Annotated in this window: 1 protein-coding gene; it reads right to left on the reverse strand. The window is 73.9% G+C overall.

The genetic code is table 11. The annotated features are described in order from the left end of the window. Positions 1-39: 39 nt before the first annotated feature. The gene (locus ACFY3J_RS33390; RefSeq protein ID WP_390842406.1) at positions 40-16,938 is read right to left on the reverse strand and encodes an SDR family NAD(P)-dependent oxidoreductase; all 16,899 of its coding nucleotides are present in this window, start codon (positions 16,936-16,938) and stop codon (positions 40-42) included. Positions 16,939-16,950 lie beyond the last annotated feature (12 nt).

The following is a 16,950-nucleotide window of genomic DNA, read 5'->3' on the forward strand; positions in this document are numbered from 1 at the left end:
TTCCTCAAAATGTTTCGCGCGTAGTGGGGTGGGCCCAGGTCAGGAGTTCGACGACCGGCCGAGTTCGTTGTCGATGAAGGCGAAGATCTCCTCGGCGCTCGCCGCCTCGATCCGTTCGCCGACGGCCGGTCCGTGCCCGTCCGGGCCGCTGCCGTCCCAGGCGGCCAGCAGCCGCTGGAGCCGGCCCGCGACCCCGCGGCGGACGGCCTCGTCCATGCCGTCGGCGGACAGTTCCGCCTCCAGCCGGTCGAGCGTCGCCAGCGGGGAGGCGGCGGTGCCGCTCCGGTCCCCGCCCGCCAGGGAGCCGGCCAGGTGCCGGGCGACGGCGGTGGGCGTCGGGTGGTCGAAGACGAGGGTGGACGGCAGCCGCACGCCGGTGGCCGCGGAGAGCCGGGTGCGCAGTTCGACCGCCATCAGCGAGTCGAAGCCCAGCCGGCTGAAGTCCCGGTCGGCGGGGACCGCGTCGGCACCGGAGTGACCGAGCACCCCGGCGGTCTCCTGGCGGACCAGGCCGACGAGGGTCTCGTGCCGCTGCTCGGCGCCGAGGCCGGCCAGCCGGCGGGCGAGCCCGTCGGCACCGGCCGTGGCCGCCGCGCGGCGCCGGGCGCGGACCAGGGAGCGCAGCACCGCGGGGACGTCGCCGGCGTCGGGGGTGGCGGCGGACCGGGAGACCCGGATCGCCACGGCGAGTGCCTCGTCGTGGCCGTTCGCCGCGTCGAACAGGGCGAGGCCCTGACGTTCGGTGAGCGGCGGCGTCCCGGAGCGTTCCATGCGCTCGATGTCGGCGTCGCTGAGCGTGCCGGTCATGCCGGCGCCCTGGCCCCAGGGTCCCCAGGCGAGCGACAGGGCGGGCAGGCCCTGGGCCGCGCGGTGCGCGGCGAGCGCGTCGAGGAACGTGTTGGCGGCGGCGTAGTTGCCCTGTCCGGGGCCGCCGGTGACGCCGGCCACGGAGGAGTACAGGACGAATCCGGTGAGCGGCAGGGCCCGGGTCGCCTCGTGCAGGTGCCAGGCGGCGTCGGCCTTGGGCCGCAGCACGGTGTCGAGCCGGTCGGCGGTGAGCGAGCCGATCGTGGCGTCGTCGAGGACGCCCGCCGTGTGCACGACCGCGGTCAGCGGGTGCTCGGGCGGCAGTGAGGCGAGCAGCGCGTCGACGGCGGCCCTGTCGGAGACGTCGCAGGCCCGTACGGTGACCTCGGCGCCGAGCGCGGAGAGTTCCTCGCTCAGTGCGGTGGCGCCGGGTGCGTCGGGTCCGCGGCGGCCGGCCAGCAGCAGGTGCTTGATGCCGTGGCCGGTGACGAGGTGGCGGGCGAGCACGGCGCCGAGGCCGCCGGTGCCGCCGGTGATCAGTACGGTGCCGTCGCGGTCCCAGGCGCGGACCTGGTCGGCGGCCGGGACGGCCGTGGACTCGGTGCGGGTGAGGCGGGCGACGGTGAGCGCGCCGCCGCGGACGGCGGCCTGGGTCTCGCCCGCGTCGAACAGGGCGGGCAGCGGCGCCAGGACGGCGGCGTCGGTGGCGTCGGCGCTGTCGGCCGGGTCCAGGTCCAGGAGCAGGAAGCTGCCCGGGTTCTCGGACTGGGCGGAGCGGACCAGGCCCCAGACGGCTGCCGCCGCCAGGTCGGTCACGTCCTCCCGGCCGGCCGCGACGGCGCCACGGGTGACGATCGCGAGGCGGGAGTCCGCGGTGCGGGGGTCGGAGGTCCAGCGGCGCAGCAGGTCGAGCACCGGCACGGTGGCGGCGCGGACCGCGGCGGGCAGGTCGTCCCCGGCGGCGGGGTCGCCCTCGACCGGCAGGAGCGCCAGCGACGGCAGGGGTGCCCCGCCGTCCAGCAGTTCGGTGAGCGAGTGCGCGCGGGTGGCGAGTACCCCGTCCACCGCGGCGAGCGCGGTGTCCAGGCCGGGCAGCCCGTCGCCGAGCACGGTCCAGGGGCCGCTGTCGCCGGAGCGCGGGGCCGGGGCGGGCGCGACCCAGTCCAGGGTGAGCAGCGCGGCGTCGTCCGCGGCGGCGGCGTGGGTGCCGTGTTCGGCGGTGGTGGCCCCCAGGGTGAGCGAGGCCACCGACAGCACGGGGCCGCCCTGCGGGTCGGTCGCCTCCACCGCCCAGGTGTCGTCGCCGGTGGCGGTGAGCCGTACCCGCAGGAGGGCGGGGTGCGCGGCGTGCAGGACGAGCCCGTCCCAGGCGACGGCGTCGAGGGTGTCGTCGCCGTCTCCGTCTCCATCGAGGAGGGCGGCGGCGCGGACCGCGGTGTCCAGGAGCGCCGGGTGCAGGGCGAACGCCTGCTCGGCCGGGCTCTGTTCGGTGATCTCGACCTCGGCGAAGACGTCCCCGCCGCGCCGCCAGGCGGCGCGCAGCACGGCCGCGTCGGTGGGTTCGGGCAGGTCGTCGACCGGGTTGGCGTCCGCGGGCGGCCATGCGCTGTCGGCCGCGGCGGGGGCGGCGGGCGCGTCGGTGAGCGCCGCGGTGGCCCGTTCGATCCACGGGGCGCCGTCGCCGTCCGCGCGGGTGTGCACGGTGAGGGTGCGCCGGCCGGTCCCGTCGGGGGCGCCCACCAGTACCTGGAGGCGCTGGGGGCGCTTCCCGGTGAGCACCAGGGGCGCGCTGACGGTGAGGTTCTCCACGGTGGTGCGGTCGCAGGCCTCGGCGGCGTGCAGCGCGAGTTCGGCGAGGACCGCGGTGGGCAGGGTGGTGGTGCCGTCGCTCACGCGGCCGGTGAGCCAGGGCTGTGCGGCGGCGGACAGGCGTCCGCCGAGCAGCGTCTCGTCCGAGCCCGCGACCGCGGTGGCGACGGTGAGCAGCGGGTGCCCTCCGGCGTCCAGGCCCAGTCCGCCCGCGTCGCCGGGGGCGGCGGTGGTGTCGGGCCAGAAGCGGGTGCCCTGGAAGGCGTACGTGGGCAGCGGCACCCGGCGGGCGCCGGTGCCGTCGAAGACGGCGCTCCAGTCGGCGTCGAGGCCGGCGGTGTGCAGCCGGGCCAGGGCGGTGAGGACGGACACGGTCTCGTCGCGGTCCTTGCGCAGCGCCGGCACGACGACCGTGCCGGTGTCGGGCAGGGAGGCGGCGGCGAGCGCGGAGAGCACTCCGTCGGGGCCGATCTCCAGGAAGGCGGTGACGCCCCGTTCGGCGAGCGCGCGGACGCCGTCGGCGAAGCGCACGGCCTCACGGACATGACGCACCCAGTAGTCGGCGTGGGTGTGCGTGCCCGCGGCGGCGACCTCGCCCGTCAGGTTGGACACGACCGGGATCCGCGGCTCGTGGTAGGTGATGCTCTCGGCGACGGTGCGGAACTCGTCCAGCATCGGCTCCATCAGGGCCGAGTGGAAGGCGTGGCTCACCCGCAGCCGGGAGACCCGGCGGCCGGCCGGCTCCAGACGGGCGACGACCTGGCCGACACCGTCCTCGGGGCCGGAGACGACGACGGAGGTGGGGCCGTTGACGGCGGCGACGGCGACGCCGTCGGCGAGCAGCGGCAGTACCTCGTCCTCGGTCGCCTCGACGGCGGCCATGGCGCCGCCCTCGGGCAGCGCGTCCATGAGACGGGCGCGTGCGGCGACCAGCCGGCAGGCGTCCTCCAGCGAGAACACCCCGGCGACATGCGCGGCCGCGATCTCACCGACCGAGTGACCGGCGACGAAGTCCGGGGCGAGGCCCCAGGACTCCACGAGGCGGTGGAGGGCGACCTCGACGGCGAACAGCGCGGGCTGGGTGCAGCGGGTGCGGTTGAGCTGTTCCGGGTCGTCGCCCCACATGATCTCCCGCAGGGAGAAGCCGAGTTCGGCGTGGAGCAGGTCCAGCACGGTGTCCAGGGCCTCGGCGAACACCGGGAAGCGGGCGTGGAGTTCACGGCCCATGCCGAGGCGCTGAGCGCCCTGGCCGGAGAACAGGAACGCCGGTGTACGGGCGCCGGCCTCGGCGCGCGCGGCCTCGGTGACGCCGTCGGGGCCCGCCAGCAGGACGGCCCGGTGCTCGAAGGAGGACCGGCTGGTCACGAGGGACAGGCCGATGTCGGCGCGGGACGCCTCCGGGTGTGCGGCGGCATGGGCGCGCAGCCGCTCCAGCTGGGCGTCGAGCGCCTGATCGGAGCGGGCCGAGACGACCCACGGGGTGACGGCGGGGGCCACGGTGTCCTCGCCGGGGCGCTCGTCCGCGGCGGACCCGGGGGCGTCTTCGAGGATGACGTGGGCGTTGGTGCCGCTGATGCCGAACGACGACACACCGGCCCGGCGGACCCGGCGCGTCTCCGGCCACGCGGTCTCCTCGGTGAGCAGCCGGACGGCGCCGAGGGACCAGTCGACGTGCGAGGACGGCTCTGTGACGTGCAGGGTGCGCGGGAGCGTGCCGTTGCTCATCGCCATGACCATCTTGACGAGTCCGGCGGCACCGGCCGCGGCCTGGGTGTGGCCGATGTTGGACTTCACCGAACCGAGCAGCAGCGGCTGCTGCGGGTCGCGGTCGCTGCCGTAGGTGGCGAGCAGGGCCTGCGCCTCGATCGGGTCGCCGAGGGGGGTGCCGGTGCCGTGCGCCTCGACGGCGTCGACGTCGCCGGGCCGCAGGCCCGCGTTGGCCAGCGCCTGCCGGATCACCCGCTGCTGGGAAGGGCCGTTGGGGGCGGTCAGGCCGTTGGAGGCGCCGTCCTGGTTGACCGCGGAGCCACGCACCACGGCGAGCACCCGGTGCCCCGCACGACGGGCGTCGGAGAGACGCTCCAGGACGAGTACCGCCGCGCCCTCGGACCAGCCGGTGCCGTCGGCGGAGTCGGAGAACGCCTTGCAGCGACCGTCCTGGGCGAGACCGCCCATCTTGGAGAATCCGGCGAAGTTGGCGGGGGTGGTCATGACGGTGACACCGCCGGCCAGCGCCATGGTGCACTCCCCCGCCCGCAGCGCCTGCGCGGCGAGGTGCAGGGAGACCAGCGAGGAGGAGCAGGCGGTGTCGACCGAGAGGGCGGGACCCTCCAGGCCGAGCGTGTAGGCGAGGCGGCCGGAGACGACGCTGACGGCGAGGCCGGTGGTGGCGTGGCTCGCGATGTCGTCGCGGGAGCGCATGACCAGACCGGAGTAGTCCTGGCCGCTGACACCCATGAAGACACCGGTACGGGATCCGCGCAGGGCGGTCGGGTCCAGGCCGGCACGCTCCACGGCCTCCCAGGTCACTTCGAGCAGGATGCGCTGCTGCGGGTCCATGGCCAGGGCCTCACGCGGCGCGATGCCGAAGAAGTCGGCGTCGAAGTCGGCGATGTCGCTCAGGAATCCGCCCTGTCCGGACAGGTCGCCCGGCTCGCCGCCGATCGTCGACGACTCCCACTGACGGTCGGCGGGGAAACCGGTGATGGCGTCGGTACCGGACACCACGAGGTCCCACAGTTCCTCGGGCGATCCGACACCGCCCGGGAAGCGGCAGCCCATCCCGACGATGACCACGGGGTCGTCGTCGGACGCGGTGGCAGCGGTCTGATGGGCGGTGAAGGCCTCCGCGGCGTCGGCGCCGAGCAGTTCGTCCAGGAGGTACTCGGCAAGCTGCTGGGGCGTCGGGTAGTCGAAGACGAGCGTGGCGGTCAGGGTGAGGCCGGATGCCTTGCCGAGCCGGTTGCGCAGCTCGATCGCGGTGAGCGAGTCGAAGCCGAGGCCGCGGAACTCGCGGCGGGCGTCCACGGCGTCGGCGGAACCGTGCCCGAGGACGGTGGCGGCCTCGGCACGCACCAGGTCGACCACGAACGGCAGGCGCTGCTCCTCCGGCAGCACCGCCAGACGCTCGGCGAGTCCGGCACGGGCGACCGCGGCGGTGCCGGCCCGCGCCCGGCGTCCGCCGGTGCGGACCAGTCCGCGCAGGATCGCGGGGACGCTCATGCCGGGGGGCAGCGAGCCGCCACCGCCCAGGCCCAGGGGCACGACGAGCGGTTCGTCGGCGAGCGTGGCGGCGTCGTACAGGGCCAGGCCCCGCTCGACGGACAGCAGCGGCATGCCGCTGTTGTCGTTGATGCGGCGCATGTCCTCGTCGCTCAGTCCGCTCGTCATGCCGCTGCCCTGCTCCCAGGCGTTCCAGGCGAGCGAGGTGGCGGGCAGGCCGAGGGCCTGGCGGTGGGCGGCGAGGGCGTCCAGGAAGGTGTTGCCCGCGGCGTAGTTGGCCTGCCCGGGGCTGCCGAAGACGCCGGAGGTCGAGGAGTACAGGACGAAGGCGGCCAGGTCGAGGTCACGGGTGAGCTCGTGCAGGTGCCAGGCGGCGTCGACCTTCGGCCGCAGCACGGAGTCGAGGCGGTCGGGGGTGAGGGAAGCGACGATGCCGTCGTCGAGGACACCCGCCGTGTGCACCACAGCGGTCAGCGGATGCTCGGTCGGCACGGAGGCGAGCAGCGCGGCGAGGGCGTCACGGTCGGCGACGTCGCACGCGGCGACCCTGGCCTCGGCACCGAGGTCGGCCAGCGCCTGGACGAGATCGGCGGCACCGGGGGCGTCGGGCCCGCGGCGGCTGGTCAGCAGCAGGTGCTTGACGCCGTGCTCGGTGACCAGGTGGCGGGCCAGTTCGGAGGCGAGACCGCCGGTGCCACCGGTGACCAGGACGGTGCCCTCGGGATCCATGGGCCGGGGTATGGACAGCACGATCTTGCCGATGTGCTTGGCCATGCTCATGAAGCGGAAGGCCTCACGAGAGCGACGGACGTCCCAGGCACGGACCGGCAGCGGGGACAGGACGTCCTGCTCGAAGAGGTCGACGAGGTCGAGCAGCATCTGCTGGATGCGGTCGGGATCGACCATGCCCAGGTCGAAGGACTGGTAGCTGATGCCGTCCGGGGCGGAACCGGTGTGCCGGATGTCGGTCTTGCCCATCTCCAGGAACCGGCCGCCCGTGCCGAGCAGCCGCATCGACGCGTCGACGAACTCGCCGGCCAGAGCGTTCAGGACGACATCGAGGCCCTTGTCCCCCGCGGCCTCGGCGAACGCCGCCTCGAAGTCGAGGGTGCGCGAGGAGGCGATGTGGTCGTCGGCGACCCCGAGGGAACGCAGCACATCCCACTTGCCCTCACTGGCCGTGGCGAAGACCTCCGCACCGAGGTGACGGGCGATCTGGATCGCCGCCATACCGACACCACCGGCACCGGCGTGGATCAGGACCTTCTCCCCCGCCTTCAGCCCGGCGAGATCCTTCAGCGCGTAGTAGGCGGTGAGGAACACCAGCGGCACGGACGACGCGGTCTCCCAGGACCAGTCGTCGGGGACGCGGGTCAGCAGACGCTCATCGGCGGCACCCGACGGACCGAACCCACCGAACACCATGCCCATGACCCGGTCCCCGGGGACCAGTTCGGTGGCGTCCGGACCAACCTCGGTCACGACACCGGCGGCTTCGGAGCCGAACAGGCCCGCCTCGCCGGGGTACATGCCGAGAGCGTTCAGCACGTCGCGGAAGTTGAGGCCCGCGGCACGGATCCCGATGCGCACCTGGCGGCCGACAAGCGGCTCCAGGGCCTCCGGATGCGGCAGCAGGGCGAGACCGTCGAGGCTGCCCTTGACGCGGCTGCCCAACCGCCACGGCGTCCCGGCCGGCGGAACGAGAGAGGAACCGGACTCCAGCCGGGCGAGCCGACCGACACGGACCGTGCCCTCACGGACCTGCGCCTGCGGCTCCTCCGCGTCGAACAGCCCTGCCAGCAGCGGCAGTCGGGCCATGGACTCGGCCGTGTCATCGACATCGGCCAGCAGCAGCCGGCCCGGGTTCTCGGACTGGGCGGAACGCACCAGACCCCACACGGGGGCAGCGGCCAGATCGAGCGGACCGCGCCCGCCGTCGGCGACGGCGTTCCTGGTGACCACGACGAGCCGGGAGGAGGCGAAAGCGGACTCGGCCAGCCACTCCTGCACCAGTGCAAGCACGTCCCGGGCCAACTCATGTGCTTCTTCGGGACGTTGACCGACGTCGCCACGAACCGTCACCGCGACCATGTCCGGAACGGCCCCGCTCCGGGCGGCCAGTTCCCCGAGCGTGGCAGCCGGGGCATGCACGCCCGCGACCGCCTCGGAGTCCCCGGCGAGCACGGCGGTCAGGCCGAAGGGGTCGTCACCCAGCACGGCCCAGGTGGCAGGAGCAGCCGGGGCGGCGACCGTACGAGGGGTCCAGTCGACGCGGAGCAGGGAGTTGGCGTCGTCACGGCGCGGCTCGGCGCCGGCTTCCGGGCCCGCGGCACGCAGCGTCAGCGACTCCACGGAGACGACGGGCTGACCTGCCGGGTCGACCGCGGCGATCTGCACCGCGTCCTCGCCGCAGGAGGCGATCCGCACCCGCAAGGTGCTCGCCCCGTCCGCGTGCAGGGACACGCCCTCCCAGGCGAACGGCAACAGTCCGCGGTCGTCGCCCTCGGCGGACAGGAAGACCGTGCTGTGCAGGGCGGCGTCGAAGAGCGCCGGGTGCAGACCGAAGGCACCGGCGTCCTCGACCGATTCGGGCAGTGCGACCTCGGCGTAGACCGTGTCGTCCTGGCGCCACACGGCCCGCAGCCCACGAAAGACCGGACCGTACTCCAAGCCGTCGGAGGCATAGCGCTCGAACATGCCGTCGATGTCGACGGCCTCGGCGTCACGCGGCGGCCACACGGTGGTGTCGAAGCCGATGACCTGCTCACCTGACCCTATGCGGCCGGTGGCGTGCTGGGTCCACTCGGCGTCGAAGTCCTCACCGGGCCGGGTGAAGAACCGCAGTTCGCGCGAGCCGTCCTCGTCGGCGGCGCCGACGGAGATCTGCACCTGCACGGCACCCGTGGCGGGGAGCACCAGCGGCGCGGCGATCATCAACTCTTCGACCCGGTCGCAGCCGGCCTGGTCGGCGGCGCGGACGGCCAGCTCCAGGAAGCCGGTACCGGGGAAGAAGATCATGCCGCCGACGACGTGGTCGGCGAGCCACGGATGGGTGGCAGCCGACAGGGAGCCGGTCAGCAGGAGTTCGTCGGAACCGGCCACCGACATGGCCGCGCCGAGCAGCGGATGGTCAGCCGAGGCCAGACCGAGACCGGAGGCGTCCAGGGCGGCAGGGGCCGCCTTGGGCCAGTAACGCTCGTGCTGGAAGGCATAGGTGGGCAGTTCGGCGATGCGGGCGCCGGTGCCGGACAGGGGCGCCGACCAGTCGACGTCGACACCGGCGACATGCAGTCGGGCGACGCCGCTGAGGACGGACACGGTCTCGTCGCGGTCCTTGCGCAGCGCCGGCACGACGACCGCGTCGGTGTCGGGCAGGGAGGCGGCGGCGAGTGCGGAGAGCACTCCGTCGGGGCCGATCTCCAGGAAGGCGGTGACGCCCCGTTCGGCGAGCGCGCGGACGCCGTCGGCGAACCGGACGGCCTCACGGACATGACGCACCCAGTAGTCGGCGTGGGTGTGCGTGCCCGCGGCGGCGACCTCGCCCGTCAGGTTGGACACGACCGGGATCCGCGGCTCGTCGTACGAGAGCGTCTCCGCGACCGCCCGGAACTCCTCCAGCATCGGGTCCATCAGCGGCGAGTGGAAGGCGTGGCTCACCCGCAGACGGCTCGTACGGCGACCCCGCTCGGCAAGCTGCTCCGCGACCGCGAGAGTGGCCCGCTCCTCACCGGAGACCACGACGGAGGTCGGACCGTTGACCGCCGCCACGGCGACACCCTCGCCGAGCAGCGGCAGCACCTCGTCCTCGGGCGCCTCCACAGCCACCATGGCACCGCCACGCGGCAGCGCCTGCATCAGACCGGCACGCGCGGCGACCAACCGGCAGGCGTCCTCCAACGAGAACACCCCGGCGACATGCGCGGCCGCGATCTCACCGACCGAGTGACCGGCGACGAAGTCCGGGGCGAGGCCCCAGGACTCCACCAGACGGTAGAGGGCGACCTCGACCGCGAACAGCGCGGGCTGGGTGAACGCGGTGGCGTTCAGGGCGGTTTCGTCGGTGCCCCACATCACGTCGCGGACGGATGCCCCCTTCCCGGTCTCCAGGAGGGCGGCGACGGAGTCGAGGGCTTCGGCGAACACCGGGAAGCGGGCGTGGAGTTCACGGCCCATGCCGAGGCGCTGGGCGCCCTGCCCGGAGAACAGGAAGGCCGTACGGCGTGGTTCGGCGGCACCCCGGGCGATCTCGGTGAGGCTGCCGTCGGCGGCGAGCAGCACGGCCCGGTGCTCGAAGCTGGAGCGGCCGGTGGCCAGGGTGTAGGCGGTATCAAGGGCGGGCAGCGCGTCGGCGGACTCCCGCAGCAGCTCCACCTGGGCGTCGAGCGCGGCCTCGGACTTCGCCGAGACGGGCCAGGCGAGCGCGCCGGGCACCGGACGGTCGGCAGCCGGCACGGGCACCGGCTCGTCGGGAGCGCCCTCGAGAATGACGTGGGCGTTGGTGCCGCTGATGCCGAACGACGACACACCGGCCCGGCGGGCCCGGCCCGTCTCCGGCCAGTCGGTCTCCTCGGTGAGCAGCCGCACCGCACCCAGAGACCAGTCGACGTGCGAGGACGGCTCGGTGACGTGCAGCGTGCGCGGGAGCATGCCCTTGCGCAGCGCCATGACCATCTTGACGAGTCCGGCGGCACCGGCCGCGGCCTGGGTGTGGCCGATGTTGGACTTCACCGAACCGAGCAGCAGCGGCTGCTGCGGGTCACGGTCGGAGCCATAGGTGGCGAGCAGGGCCTGCGCCTCGATCGGGTCGCCGAGCGGGGTGCCGGTGCCATGGGCCTCGACCGCGTCGACATCACTCGTGTTCAGGCCCGCGTTGGCCAGCGCCTGCCGGATCACCCGCTGCTGGGAAGGGCCGTTGGGGGCCGTGAGGCCGTTGGAGGCGCCGTCCTGGTTGACCGCGGAGCCACGCACCACGGCGAGCACGCGGTGTCCGGCGCGGCGGGCGTCGGACAGGCGCTCCACCACGAACACCGCCGCGCCCTCGGACCAGCCCGTGCCGTCGGCGGAGTCCGAGAACGCCTTGCAGCGACCGTCCTGGGCAAGACCGCCCATCCGCGAGAACCCGGCGAAGTTGGCGGGCGTGGTCATCACGGTGACACCACCGACCAGCGCCATGCTGCACTCCCCCGACCGCAGCGCCTGCGCGGCCAGATGCAGGGACACCAGTGACGAGGAGCAGGCCGTGTCGACGGACAGGGCAGGCCCTTCGAGGCCGAGCGCGTAGGAGAGGCGGCCTGAGACCACACTGACCGCCAGGCCGGCGGTGGCGTGGCCCGCGACGTCGTCACGGGACCCCATGACCAGACTGGAGTAGTCCTGACCGTTGACGCCCATGAAGACACCCGTACGGCTTCCCCGCAGGGTGGCCGGGTCGACACCGGCGCGCTCGATGGCCTCCCAGGTGACTTCGAGCAGGATGCGCTGCTGCGGGTCCATGGCCAGCGCCTCGCGCGGCGAGATCCCGAAGAACCCGGCGTCGAAGCCGGCGATGTCAGTCAGGAATCCACCCTGCCCGGACACACCGCCGGCCTCACCGCCGACGAGCCTCGACGACTCCCACTCACGGTCGGCGGGGAAGCCGGTGATGGCGTCGGTGCCGGACGCCAGGAGGTCCCACAGTTCCTCGGGCGTCCCGACACCGCCAGGGAAGCGGCAGCCCATCCCGACGATGACGACAGGATCGTCGGTCACCTTGGCGGCGCTCTCCGGGGCGGCGAAGACCTCGACGGCATCGGCGCCCAGCAGTTCGTCCAGGAGATGGTCGGCGAGCTGCTCGGGGGTCGGGTAGTCGAAGACCAGCGTGGCGGGCAGAGTGAGGCCGGTGGCCTTGCCGAGCCGGTTGCGCAGCTCGATCGCCGTGAGCGAGTCGAAGCCGAGACCCCGGAACTCCCGGCGCGCGTCCACGGCGTCGGCGGACCCGTGCCCGAGGACCGCGGCGGCCTCGGCACGCACCAGATCGACGACGAACGGCCGACGCTGCTCCTCCGGCAGAACGGCGAGACGCTCGGCCAGTCCGGCGCGGGCGACCGCGGCGGTGGCCGCCCGGGCCCGACGCCCACCGGTACGGACCAGTCCGCGCAGGATCGCGGGGACGCCGACACCGGCGGGCAACGGGCCACCGCTGCCCAGACCGAGCGGCACCACGAGCGGCTCATCGGCGTGCATGGCGGCGTCGTACAGGGCCAGACCCCGCTCGACGGACAGCAGCGGCATTCCACCGGCGTCACTGATCCGGCGTGCGTCCTGGCCACTCAACTGGCCGGTCATGCCGACGCCTTGCTCCCAGGCACCCCAGGCGAGCGAGGTGGCGGGCAGGCCGAGGGCCTGGCGGTGAGCGGCCAGGGCGTCCAGGAAGGCGTTGCCCGCGGCGTAGTTGGCCTGCCCGGGGCTGCCGAAGACGCCGGCCGTCGAGGAGTACAGGACGAAGGCGGCCAGGTCGAGGTCACGGGTGAGCTCGTGCAGGTGCCAGGCGGCGTCGACCTTCGGCCGCAGCACGGAGTCGAGGCGGTCGGGGGTGAGGGAAGCGACGATGCCGTCGTCGAGGACACCCGCCGTGTGCACCACAGCGGTCAGCGGATGCTCGGTCGGCACGGAGGCGAGCAGCGCGGCGAGGGCGTCACGGTCGGCGACGTCGCACGCGGCGACCCTGGCCTCGGCACCGAGATCCGCCAGCGCCTGGACGAGATCGGCGGCACCGGGGGCGTCGGGCCCGCGGCGGCTGGTCAGCAGCAGGTGCTTGACGCCGTGCTCGGTGACCAGGTGGCGGGCCAGTTCGGAGGCGAGACCGCCGGTGCCACCGGTGACCAGGACGGTGCCCTCGGGATCCATGGGCCGAACGGCAGAGTCACCGGACTCCAGCCGGGCGAGCCGACCGACACGGACCGTGCCCTCCCGGACAACGGCCTGCGGCTCGTCCCCGTCGAACAGCCTTGCCAGCAGCGGCAGTCGGGCCAGCGAGTCAGCCGTGTCATCGATGTCGGCCAGCAGCAGCCGGCCCGGGTTCTCGGACTGGGCGGAACGCACCAGGCCCCACACAGGGGCAGCGGCCAGATCGAGCGGACCGCGCTCGCCGTCGGCGACGGCGCTGCGGGTCACCAGAACCAGCCGGGAGGAGGCAAAGGCAGGCTCGGCCAGCCACTCCTGCACCAGAGCAAGCACGTCACGGGCCAACTCATGGGCAGCTTCGGGCCGTTGATCGACGTCGCCACAAACCGTCACCGCGACCATGTCCGGAACGGCCCCGCTCCGGGCAGCCAACTCCCCGAGCGTGGCAGCCGGGGCATGCACGCCCGCGACCGCCTCGGAGTCCGCAGCGAGCACAGCGGTCAGACCGAACGGGTCATCACCCAGCACGGCCCAGGTGGCAGGAGCAGCCGGGGCAGCGACCGTACGAGGGGTCCAGTCGACGCGGAACAGCGAGTTGGCGTCATCACGGCGCGGCTCGGCAACGGCTCCCGCGTCCGCGGCACGCAGCGTCAGCGACTCCACGGAGACGACGGGCTGACCTGCCGGGTCGACCGCGGCGATCTGCACCGCGTCCTCGCCGCAGGAGGCGATCCGCACCCGCAAGGTGCTCGCCCCGTCCGCGTGCAGGGACACGCCCTCCCAGGCGAACGGCAACAGACCGCGGTCGTCGCCCTCGGCGGACAGGAAGACCGCGCTGTGCAGGGCGGCGTGCAAAAGCGCCGGGTGCAGACCGAAGGCACCGGCGTCCTCGACCGATGCGGGCAGTGCGACCTCGGCGTAGACCGTGTCGTCCTGGCGCCACACGGCCCGCAGCCCACGGAAGACCGGGCCGTACTCCAAGCCGTCGGAGGCAAAGCGGTCGAACAGCCCCTCGATCTCGACGGCCTCCGCCTCGCGCGGCGGCCACACGGTGGTGTCGAAGCCGAGAGCGTGCCCACCCGAGCCGATACGGCCGGTGGCGTGCTGGGTCCACTCGGCGTCGAAGTCCTCACCGGGCCGGGTGAAGAACCGCAGCTCACGCCGGCCGTCCTCGTCGGCGGCGCCGACGGAGATCTGCATCTGCACGGCGCCCGTGGGGGGCAGCGCGAGCGGCGTGGCGATCGTCAGTTCCTCGACCCGGTCGCAGCCGGCCTGGTCGGCGGCGCGCACGGCCAGCTCCAGGAAGCCGGTACCGGGGAAGAGGACCGTGCCGCCGACGCTGTGGTCGGCGAGCCACGGGTGGGTGGCGAGCGACAGGGTGCCGGTCAGCAGGAGTTCGTCGGAACCGGCCACCGACATGGCGGCGCCGAGCAGCGGATGGTCGGCGGAGGCGAGACCGAGACCGGTGGCGTCGACGGCGGTCGCGGTCGCCTTGGGCCAGTAGCGCTCGTGCTGGAAGGCGTAGGTGGGCAGTTCGGCGGTGCGAGCGCCGGTGCCGTCGTGGAACGCCTTCCAGTCGACGGTGACGCCGGCCGTGTGCAGCCGGGCCAGCGCGGTGACGGCGCTGTGCTCCTCGGGGCGGCCCTTGCGCAGGAACGGGATGGTGACGGCGGTGGCGGACTGCTGGGCCAGTGCGGCCAGTACGCCGTCGGGGCCGAGTTCGAGCAGGAGGTCGGCGCCGGCCTCGGCGAGCGCGCGGACGCCGTCGGCGAACCGCACGGCCTCGCGGACATGACGCACCCAGTACTCCGGGTCGGTCAACTGCCCGTCAGCGGCGACGGTTCCGGTCAGGTTGGAGACGACCGGGATCCGCGGCTCGTCGTACGAGAGCGTCTCCGCGACCGCCCGGAACTCCTCCAGCATCGGGTCCATCAGCGGCGAGTGGAAGGCGTGGCTCACCCGCAGACGGCTCGTACGGCGACCCCGCTCGGCAAACTGCCCCGCGACCGCGAGAGTGGCCCGCTCCTCGCCGGAGACCACGACGGAGGTCGGACCGTTGACCGCCGCCACGGCGACACCCTCGCCGAGCAGCGGCAGCACCTCGTCCTCGGCCGCCTCCACAGCCACCATGGCACCGCCACTGGGCAGCGCCTGCATCAGTCCCGCACGCGCGGCGACCAACCGGCAGGCGTCCTCCAGTGAGAACACCCCGGCGACATGCGCGGCGGCGATCTCGCCGATGGAGTGGCCGGCGACGAAGTCGGGGGTGACGCCCCAGGACTCCACCAGGCGGTAGAGGGCGACCTCGATGGCGAAGAGGGCGGGCTGGGTGAAGCCCGTCTCGTTCAGCGGGGCTTCCTCGTCGCCCCAGATGATGTCGGCGAGGCCGGATCCGAGTTCCTCGTCGAGCAGGTCCAGGACGCCGTCCAGTGCTTCGGCGAACACCGGGAAGCGGGCGTGGAGTTCACGTCCCATGCCGAGGCGCTGGGCGCCCTGCCCGGAGAACAGGAAGGCGCTGCGGGTACGGCCGAGGGCCTGCCCCTCGTGGGCGTCCGGGGCGGGGTCCCCCGCCAGCCAGGAGGTGAGCGCGTCGCGGCCGGTGGTGCCGTCCGTGTCGGTGACGACGGCGAGCCGGTGCTCCAGAGCCGCGCGGGTGGTGGCCAGCGAGTACGCGGTGTCCAGTGCGCCGGGGGCGCCGGGGGTGTCCAGGTGGGCGAGGAGGGCGGTGGCCTGCTCGCGCAGGGCGGCGGCGGAGCGTGCCGAGAGCACCCAGGGCAGGACGCCGGCGGTGCGGGGCGCGGCCGATACCTCTTCCGGCTGGGCGGCAGGGGTGTGGGGTGCCTGTTCGACGATGACGTGCGCGTTGGTGCCGCTGACGCCGAAGGAGGAGACGCCGGAGCGGCGGGGGCGGTCGGGCGCGGTGGGCCAGGGGCGGTTCTCGGTGAGCAGCTCGACCTTGCCCGCCGTCCAGTCGACATGGGTGGAGGGCCGGTCGACGTGCAGGGTCTTCGGCAGCACCCCGTTGCGCATCGCCATGACCATCTTCATGACCCCGGCGACGCCGGACGCGGCCTGGGTGTGGCCCATGTTCGACTTGATCGAGCCGAGCAGCAGGGGCTGTTCACGGTCCTGGCCGTAGGTGGCGAGGATGCTCTGGGCCTCGATGGGGTCGCCGAGCGGGGTGCCGGTGCCGTGCGCCTCGACCACGTCGACGTCGCCGGCGTTCAGGCCCGAGTTGGAGAGGGCCTGCGTGATGACGCGCTGCTGGGAGGGGCCGTTGGGGGCGGTGAAGCCGTTGGAGGCGCCGTCCTGGTTGACGGCGGAACCGCGGATGACGGCGAGCACCGGGTGGCCGTTGCGCTGGGCGTCGGAGAGACGCTCCAGGACGAGCACGGCAGCGCCCTCCGACCAGCCGGTGCCGTCGGCGGAGTCGGCGAACGCCTTGCAGCGGCCGTCGCGGGCGAGACCGCCCTGCCGGCTGAACTCGACCAGGGAGCCGGGCGTCGACATCACGTTGACGCCGCCGGCCAGCGCCAGGGTGCACTCGCCGTTGCGCAGCGACTGCACGGCGAGGTGCAGCGCGACCAGCGAGGAGGAGCAGGCCGTGTCGACGGTGATCGCCGGCCCCTCCAGGCCGAAGGTGTACGACAGCCGGCCGGAGACGGCGCTGGCGGCGATGCCGGTGCCGATGTCCCCGGTGGCGTCGTCGAGCGACCGCACCAGCAGGTAGGCGTAGTCCTGCCCGTTGGTGCCGATGAACGTGCCGGTGCGGGTGCCGCGCAGCCGGGTGGCGTCGACGCGGGCGCGCTCGATCGCCTCCCAGGACGTCTCCAGGAGCAGCCGCTGCTGCGGGTCCATGGTGACGGCCTCGCGCGGCGAGATCCCGAAGAAGCCGGGGTCGAAGCCGGCGACGGAGTCGAGGAACCCGCCGCGCCGGCTGACGGAGGTGTCCCGGTCGTCGGTGCCGCTGGTGCGCAGCGCCTCCAGGTCCCAGCCGCGGTCGTCCGGGAATCCGGAGATCACGTCGGTGCCGCCGGCGACCATCTCCCACAGGGCCTGCGGGGAGTCGACGCCGCCGGGGAAGCGGCAGCCCATGCCGACCACGGCGATCGGCTCCCGGGCCGCGGCCACGATCGTCCGGTTGCGGCGCCGCAGCCGCTCGGTCTCCTTGACCGCGGCGCGCAGTGCCTCGACTACGTTCTCAGCGGGGGCGTTCATCTCTGCTCCATC

It is taken from the genome of Streptomyces sp. NPDC001231, assembly GCF_042896885.1.
GTDB lineage: Bacteria > Actinomycetota > Actinomycetes > Streptomycetales > Streptomycetaceae > Streptomyces.

Bases quoted from the DNA above. Each gene is read 5' to 3' on its own strand.
- ACFY3J_RS33390 (WP_390842406.1), bottom strand. From the start codon at position 16,938: ATGAACGCCCCCGCTGAGAACGTAGTCGAGGCACTGCGCGCCGCGGTC.